Below are 8,035 nucleotides of genomic sequence, written 5' to 3' on the forward strand. Positions count from 1 at the left end.
ATGCCCCCTTTTTCCTGCTCAATCGAGCTTCAGGCGCTGCAACTGGACGACGCGCTTGTAGGTCATCAGCTCGTCCTGGATCTGCTTGGCGAAATCGGCCGGCGAGTTCGCGACGATGATCGAGCCGGTGTCCTCGATGCGCTTCTTCACATCGGGCATTTCCACCGTCTTCTTCACCGCTGCGTTGATCTTGTCGACGATGTCCTTGGGCAGGTTGGCCGGGGCGTGGATGCCGTAGTAGGCCATCCGGTTGACCGGCGTCAGGCCGACCTCGGCCAGGGTCGGCACGTTCGGCAGCGAGGCCACGCGCTGGGGCGCGGCCACGACGATCGGGATCAGACGGCCGTCCTTGATGAACGGCAGCGCCGAAGGCAGGTTGTCGAAAATGATCGGCACCTGGCCAGCGACCACGTCGTTCAAGGCCGGGCCCGCACCGCGGTACGGGATGTGGGTGATGAAGGTCTTGGTCAGGCTCTTGTACAGCTCCATCTGCAGGTGACCAATGCCGCCGGTACCGGAGGTCGCGAAGCTGTACTTGCCGGGCTTGGCCTGGATCTCGGCCAGGAAGCTCTTGTAGTCCTTGGCCGGGAACGACGGGTGCACCGCGATCACGTTCGGCGTCGCGGCAATGTTGGTGATCGGCGTGAAGCCGCTGATCGGGTCGTAACTGACAGCCGGGTTGATCGCCGGGTTGGCGGCGGTGGTCGAGACCGTGGCCATGCCCAGCGTGTAGCCGTCGGGCGCGGCGCGCGAGATTTCGGTCGCGCCGACGACGCCCCCGCCGCCGCTCTTGTTCTCGACGATCACCGTGCCGCCGAGATTCGGCCCCAGTTTCTCGGCCACCACGCGGGCAATGATGTCCGTCGTGCCGCCCGGCGCAAACGGAACGATCAGCTTGACGGGTTTGGCCGGGTAACCCTGGGCCTGCGCCGAGGTGGCGCCCCAGGCGCAGGCCAGCAAGGCGGTGGCAGCGACGAGGTGGCGGCGAGAGGTCATGCGCATCTCCAGTACAAAGGTGGCGTTCGTTGAATGATGTCAGGAAAGAGCCCGACTGCATGCTCGCGCCGGTACTGTCAGCAGGGTTTGTGGGAATCACGTAGTCAGGGGCCTGCACGGCCTATGGTTTTCACTATGCTGCTGCCCCATGCCTGACGCCTTCAAGAACCTCATCAACGCCCGCACGGTGGCCGTTGCCGCCGCCCATTTGCAGGCCGCCTGGCCCACGTTCGACCGCCGCCGCTTCGAGCGCCTGGCCGGCAATGGGCTGGACGGCTTGGAGATGAAAGCCCGCGCGATGCAGATCGCCGAGGCACTGGACACCTGCCTGCCGGCGGACTTTGCGCAGGCAGCCGGCATCGTCGAAGCGGCTCTGGCGCCTGCAGGCGGGCACGGCGCCAGCGGCAACGCCACAGACGGTGCCGGCCTCGGCGGTTGGATCGTCTGGTCGCTGGGCGAGTTCGTTGCCCGGCGCGTGGCGCAGCGCCCGGCAGACCTGCAGCGTGGCCTGCAGTGCCTGCACGCGTTGACACAACGTTTCACCGCCGAGTTCGCAATCCGACCGTTGTTGCGCGACCACCCGGGCGAGGTCTGGCCGGTCCTGATGCGTTGGTCGGAAGATCCGAGCGCCGCGGTGCGCCGCCTGGCCAGCGAAGGCAGCCGACCGCGTCTGCCGTGGGGTCTGCGGTTGCAGGCATCGGTGGTCGACCCGAGTCCCGCTTTCGCTTTGCTGCACAAGCTGCAGGACGACCCCGACGAGGTCGTGCGCCGCAGCGTCGCCAACCACCTGAACGACATCGCCAAGGATCACCCCGAGCTGCTGGCCGACTGGTTGGAGCAGCACCTGCCCGCTGCTCCGCCCGAACGCAGCTCGCTGCTGCGCCATGCAAGCCGCAGCTTGATCAAGCAAGGCCACCCCCGGGTGATGATGGCCTGGGGTATCGGTGGGCGTTTCAAGGGCGAGGCCACACTCAACATCGCACCGAAGAAGGTGGCGGTAGGTGGCGAGGTGGTGTTGACGCTGCAACTGCACTCCAAGGCCCGCAGTGCGCAAACGCTGGTGATCGACTACGCCGTGCACCATGTCACCGCCCGCGGCACCCCGTCACCCAAGGTCTTCAAGGGCTGGAGCTTGACACTGGCCGCTGGCGAGAAGTGCACATTGACTCGCCGCCACAGCCTGCGCCCGATCACCACGCGGCGCTATTACCCCGGCTGGCACGCCGTCACCATCCAGATCAACGGCGCCCAAGTCGCCGAGGCCGGATTCACCCTCGCCTGACCCAACACGCGCGGCAGCCCGTCACTCATACTGGAGCCCCCGCCCGGAGGGGGCCCGGGGGAGCGGAACGTTAGAGCTTGTCGCTGCGGGGCCCGGAACTCGTCAAACGAGTTCCGGGCTCCGCACAGCGACAAGCACCACCTCGCCCCGGTCCTCGCGCGGCCGGTGGCGCAGCCACCAGACACCCCCCTTGCGAATCGACCACGGCACCAGCAGCTCGGCCTCGGCGCCGAGCAGGCGGGCGCCGGTCATCAGGTAGGCCGCGGTCAGGCCCAGTGTCGGCTGGTGGCCAACCACCAGCACCGGCTCGCGGGCGTCGGGCCAGCGCACGGCCGCCAACAGCCCCTCGACCGATCCTTCGGGCGCCAGCGCATCCGAGATCTTGAACTTGCGCTCCAGCGTCTCGGCCGTCTGCCGGGCGCGCAGGGCGGGACTGGCCAGCACCTTGGTCGAATGCGGCAACACCTGGTTCAGCCAATCGGCAACGCGGCGGGCGTGGCGCTCACCCTTGCTCGTCAGGCCACGTGCCGGATCGTCGACACCGTCGGCCAACTCTTCGGCTTCGGCATGGCGCCAGAGGATCAGATCCATGCTCAAGACCTCAGGCGTTGGTACCCAGGTTGAAACGGGCCATCAGCGCCTGCTGCGCACTGGCGCCGCCACTGGCCGCGCGGTAGCTGCCGTCGCTTTGCAGCAGCCAGGCATCACGGCCGTCGTACAGGTAGGGCACCAGGCATTCGTCGAGCACGCGCTGGCGCAACTTGGCATCGCGCACCGGCCAGGCGAGCTCGATGCGGCGAAACATGTTGCGGCCCATCCAGTCGGCGCTGGACAGGTACAGCGCCTCTTCATCGTCGCCGTCGCCCCAGCGGAAGTAGAGGATGCGCGAGTGCTCGAGGAAGCGGCCGATCACCGAACGCACGCGGACGTTCTCGGTCTGCCCGACCAGGCCCGGCGGCAACATGCAGGCGCCACGTACCACCAGGTCGATCTGCGCGCCCGCGCGGCCGGCATCGACGAGGGCGTGGATCAGGGCCGGTTCGGTCAAGGCGTTGCACTTGACCACGATGCGTGCCGGCCGGCCAGCCCGCGCCGCTTCGGCCACTTGGCCGATGTGCTTGACCAGCCGCCGGTGCAGCACGAAAGGCGCGGTCAACAGATGGCGCGGCGGCTTGACCCGCGTCAGGCTGGCAATCTGCTGGAACACGCCATCGGCGTCGGAGGCGATCCCGGGGTCGGACGTCAGGTAGCCAATGTCGGTGTACAGCCGCGCGGTCTTCGGGTTGTAGTTGCCGGTCGACAGGTGGACATAGCGGCGCAGGTGCGTGACGCCGCGGTTGGTGAGTTCGCGCCGGGTGATCAGCAGCAGTTTGGCGTGGGTCTTCAACCCGACGATGCCGTAGACGACCTGTGCGCCCACGGCTTCCAGCCGCTCGGCCCAGTTGATGTTGGCCTCTTCGTCGAAGCGGGCTTTCAGCTCGACGACGACCATCACCTCCTTGCCGCGCCGCGCCGCTTCGATCAGCAGGTCCATCAGCACCGATTTCTCGCCGGTGCGGTAGACCGTCTGCTTGATGGCCAGCACTTCCGGGTCATGCACCGCCTGGCGCAGGAACTCGACCACCGGCTCGAAGCTCTCGAACGGATGGTGCAACAGCACGTCGCGTTCGCGCAGCGTGTCGAAGAACGTGTGGTGGCGCGGCAGCCGGCCTTCCGGCCAGGCCGGCTCGTAGCGCGGGAACCGCATCCACTCGCCGCCCACCAGGTCGTCGGCCTGGTCGATCAGCTGGGTCAGGCGCACCAGGTTAACCGGGCCGTTGACACGGTACAGCGCCGCATCCGGCAGGTCGAATTGCTCCAGCAGCAGGCGCCACAGCTGCTCCGGGCAGCTGCTGACCACCTCCAGCCGGATGGCCTGGCCGAAATGGCGTGTGGTCAAGCCACTGCGCAGCGCCTGGCGCAGGTTGGTGACGTCATCCTCGTCGACATCCAGGTCGGAATCGCGCGTGACCCGGAACTGGGAGAAGAACTCGACCTCGCGACCGGGGAACAGATCCTGCAGGTGTGCGCGGATCACGCTGGACAGCAACACAAAGCCTTGCTGGCCCGGCCGGCAGACATTGGCCGGCAGCCGGATCACGCGCGGGAGTACCCGCGGCACCTTGACGATGGCGATCTGGCTCTCGCGGCCGAACGCGTCGCGCCCGCCCAGGCGGACGATGAAGTTGAGCGACTTGTTGGCCACCTGGGGGAACGGGTGGGCCGGGTCCAGCCCGACGGGGATCAGCAGCGGCCGCACCTCGCGCTCGAAAAAGCCGGCCACCCACTCGCGCTGGCCCTCGTTGCGATCTTCGTGGTTGATGACCTCGATGCCGTGGCGGGCCAGCGCGGGCATCACCTCGTCGTTGAAGACCGCGTACTGTTCGTCGATCAGCGCATGGGCCCGCGACGCCACCTCGGCCAGGTCGGCGCGCGAGGCATCGCCGGGTGCGGCACGCGCCGCCTCCAGCGTGTCGGCGAAACGCACCTCGAAGAACTCGTCGAGGTTGGACGAGACGATAGTCACGTAGCGCAGCCGCTCCAGCAGCGGCACGTCCTCGCGCTGGGCCTGGGCCAGCACGCGGCGGTTGAACTCCAGGATCGCCTGTTCGCGGTTGAGCAATGCGGGGGGGGGCGTGGCGCTCGGGGCGGGCACGTCCACCGCAGCGGCGTTGGACAAGAAGTCACTCATGCTGCGAGTTTATGAATCTGTTGTGACATTGGCATGACCCTTTCGGCGCATGCCGTCACGCGGCGCGAGCCGACGCATCAGGCCCCCATCACCGGGACCCCGGCCACCACGGTTTCAGGCAGGTACGACGGCGACGCCGCAGGCGCTGCCTCGGCAGCGGCCAGCGCGAGCGCTGTCTGCGTCCAGTCGATCAGTTCGAGCCGGCCATCGGCGTGCTCGGCCAGGGCGGTCAGGCTTTCGACCCAGTCGCCGTCATTGGCGTAGAGCACACCGTCGATTTCGCGCAGTTCGGCGTGGTGGATGTGGCCGCAGACGACACCATGCACGCCGCGCCTGCGCGCCTCGCGTGCCACGGCGGCCTCGAAGTCGCTCACATAGCTGACCGCGCGCTTGACCTTGAGCTTGAGGTATTTCGACAGGCTCCAGTACGGCAGGCCCAGACGCCCGCGCAGCCGGTTCAACTGCCGGTTCAGCTTCAGCGTGAATTCGTAGAGTGAGTCGCCGACATGCGCCAGCCACTTGGCACACTGGATCACGCCGTCAAACAGGTCGCCATGGGTCACCCACAGGCGTCTGCCGTCCGCCGTCTCGTGCACGCAGTCTTCGATCACCTCGATGCCACCGAAACTGTGACCCAGGTACTTGCGCGCAAACTCGTCGTGGTTGCCCGGCACGAAGACGACTCGCGTGCCCTTGCGCACTTTGCGCAGCAGCTTCTGCACCACGTCGTTGTGGGCCTGCGGCCAGTACCAGCCGCGACGCAGTTGCCAGCCGTCGATGATGTCGCCCACGAGGTACAGCGTCTCGCACTCCGTGGACTTCAGGAACTCCAGCAGCGCCGTGGCCTGGCAACCCGGCGTGCCGAGATGAATGTCGGAGATCCACAGCGTTCGAAACCGCAGCGGCCCCATCGATGACGCAGCGGCATGCAACGAGGGCGGCAAGTCGAGGGCGGCAGTCTGCATGGTTGTTGCATGCTCGCGATGGCCAGTGACCCGCCGATGAAAACGTCATGAACTTTCAATGACTTTCCGCGGCCGGCGCTCTTGTTCAACGATCTTCAGCAAAGCCCCTTGCGCGATCGTGAAAGCCTTGTGACAGAAGGTTGTCGCCGACATCATGCGGCCCACGCGCCTGGACCGCAGGAGCGCGCCCCCATTTGATTCGCCCACAAGGAGACCAGCTTGAATTCGCACTCACTTCGCCGCGTAGCCCTGGCCTGCGCTGCGTTGTTCAGCATTGCCGCGGCCCCGATGACGCAGGCCGCACCGGCCGATCACCCGGGCGCCGTCGCCCGTGCATTGGCCCATTTGCAGCAGGATGCGCGTGAGGCCGCCGGCCACGGCTTCGAAGCCCGCGACGCGATCGTCGATGTCGACGGCACCGAGCATGTGCGCTTTGCCCGCCGCTTCCAGGGCCTGCGCGTGATCGGTGGTGACGTCGTCGTGCACAGTCGCGCCGACGGTTCGTTGCGTGGTCTGTCGCGCACGCTGGCCCACGCGCCGATGCTGGCCGTGCAGCCCAAGGTGAAGGCCGCCGACGCCGAGGTGCTGGGCCTGGGCACCGCCCGCGTGGCCGCCGGTGCGACCGTGACCAGCGAGTTGGTCGTGTTCGCGCGCCACCAGAAGCCGGCGTTGGCCTGGGACGTGCTCTATGTCGGCCAGACGCACGAGGGCGTGCCCACCGAAAGGCACGTCATCGTGAACGCCCACAGCGGCAAGGTGCTGGACAGCTTCGACGACATCATGCACGCCGCGGCCGTCGGCACCGGCCACAGCCTGTTCCTGGGCACCATCGACATCGACACCGACTCGCAACAAGGCGGCGGCTTCGCATTGCGCGACACCACCCGTGGCAACCATGCGGTGTACGACCTGAAGGGCAAGTTCAGCGGCGCCGGCACGCTGTTCACCGACGCCGACAACGAGTGGGGCGACGGCACCAAGACCGATCGCGCGACGGTGGCCGTCGACGCCGCGGCCGGCCACGCATACACCTGGGACTACTACCTCAACATCCACGGCCGTCACGGCATTGCCGACGACGGCAAGGGCGCCACCTCGAAGGTGCACCAATCGTTGTTCGGCTTCCCGTGGGTCAACGCATCGTGGAGCGACAGCTGCTTCTGCATGAGCTACGGCGACGGCGATGCCAGCTACTGGCCGCTGGTCGCGATCGACGTGGCCGGTCACGAAATGAGCCACGGTGTGACCTCGCGCACCGCCAACCTGACCTATTCGGGCGAGTCCGGCGGCCTGAACGAGTCGACCTCGGACATCTTCGGCTCGATGGTCGAGTTCTACGCCAACATTCCCGAAGAAACGCCGGACTACCTGATTGGCGAGCGCCTGCCGCGCGACGGCGGCGGCCCGCTGCGCACGATGATTCAACCCAGTGACGACGGCTCATCGGCCGACTGCTGGTATGACGGCGTAGGCAACCTCGACGTGCACTTCTCGTCGGGCGTCGGCAACCACTTCTTCTACATGCTGGCCCAAGGCTCGCAGTCGCTGAACTTCCCGCACTCCAAGACCTGCCAGGCCGGCGACACCCGCGTGGCGACCGGCAACGCGGTGGTCAAGGGCGTTGGCCGAGCCAAGGCCGAGAAGATCTGGTACCGCGCGCTGTCGGTGTACATGACCTCCAACACCAACTACCACCAGGCCCGCGAAGCCACCTTGTCGGCCGCAGCCGACCTGTACGGCGGTGTGGGCTCGAAGGTGTGGAACAAGGTCAACGCCGCATGGGCGGCGGTGAACGTCAAGTAATCCCTTCCGTTTTGCTCCGGAAGTCTGTGGGCCACCTTCGGGTGGCCTTTTTTTGGCCGGTGTGACGCGCGCTGTGCTTACTCGCCCAGGTATGCCGCCCGCACCTTCGGGTCGTTGAGCAACTGCTTGGCCGGCCCGCTCATGGTGACCTCGCCGGACTCCATGACATAGCCGCGGTTGGCCAGGCCGAGGGCGCGGCTGGCGTTCTGCTCGACCAGCAGCACGGTGGTGCCTTGCTTGTGGATGGTGTCGACGACC

Annotated in this window: 6 protein-coding genes and 1 pseudogene; 2 read left to right on the forward strand and 5 right to left on the reverse strand. The window is 67.0% G+C overall.

Annotation, left to right across the window (positions count from 1 at the left end; all coding sequences use genetic code 11):
- Nucleotides 1-18 precede the first annotated feature (18 nt).
- Nucleotides 19-1,002, reverse strand: coding sequence for a tripartite tricarboxylate transporter substrate binding protein BugE (locus VFY73_RS01750; protein ID WP_414654365.1), 984 nt, complete (start codon nt 1,000-1,002; stop codon nt 19-21).
- Nucleotides 1,003-1,144: 142 nt separating this feature from the next.
- Between VFY73_RS01750 and VFY73_RS01755 the strand changes: the two genes are divergently transcribed.
- On the forward strand, nt 1,145-2,278 hold the full coding sequence (locus tag VFY73_RS01755; protein WP_329716186.1) for a DNA alkylation repair protein: 1,134 nt from the start codon (nt 1,145-1,147) through the stop codon (nt 2,276-2,278).
- A gap of 102 nt (nt 2,279-2,380) precedes the next feature.
- Here the strand turns inward: VFY73_RS01755 and VFY73_RS01760 are convergent, their stop codons facing one another.
- From VFY73_RS01760 to VFY73_RS01770, 3 genes are all read right to left on the reverse strand, one after another.
- The gene (locus tag VFY73_RS01760) at nt 2,381-2,869 is read right to left on the reverse strand and encodes a SixA phosphatase family protein (protein WP_329716187.1); all 489 of its coding nucleotides are present in this window, start codon (nt 2,867-2,869) and stop codon (nt 2,381-2,383) included.
- 10 nt (nt 2,870-2,879) lie between these two features.
- Nucleotides 2,880-5,009, reverse strand: a complete 2,130-nt coding sequence (gene ppk1 / locus VFY73_RS01765) for a polyphosphate kinase 1 (RefSeq protein ID WP_329716188.1) — start codon at nt 5,007-5,009, stop codon at nt 2,880-2,882.
- Between the two features lie 77 nt (nt 5,010-5,086).
- Nucleotides 5,087-5,974 carry a UDP-2,3-diacylglucosamine diphosphatase gene (locus tag VFY73_RS01770; RefSeq protein ID WP_414654366.1) on the reverse strand — a complete coding sequence of 296 codons (888 nt, stop codon included), beginning with the start codon at nt 5,972-5,974 and terminating at the stop codon, nt 5,087-5,089.
- A gap of 219 nt (nt 5,975-6,193) precedes the next feature.
- On the opposite strand from VFY73_RS01770, the gene VFY73_RS01775 reads away from it, so the two are divergent.
- On the forward strand, nt 6,194-7,777 hold the full coding sequence (locus VFY73_RS01775; protein ID WP_329716189.1) for a M4 family metallopeptidase: 1,584 nt from the start codon (nt 6,194-6,196) through the stop codon (nt 7,775-7,777).
- Nucleotides 7,778-7,854: 77 nt separating this feature from the next.
- On the opposite strand, the pseudogene VFY73_RS01780 reads toward VFY73_RS01775, so the two are convergent.
- Nucleotides 7,855-8,035, reverse strand: a pseudogene (locus tag VFY73_RS01780) (ABC transporter ATP-binding protein); the annotation flags it as partial.

This window comes from Ideonella sp., from assembly GCF_036277275.1.
GTDB lineage: Bacteria > Pseudomonadota > Gammaproteobacteria > Burkholderiales > Burkholderiaceae_C > Ideonella.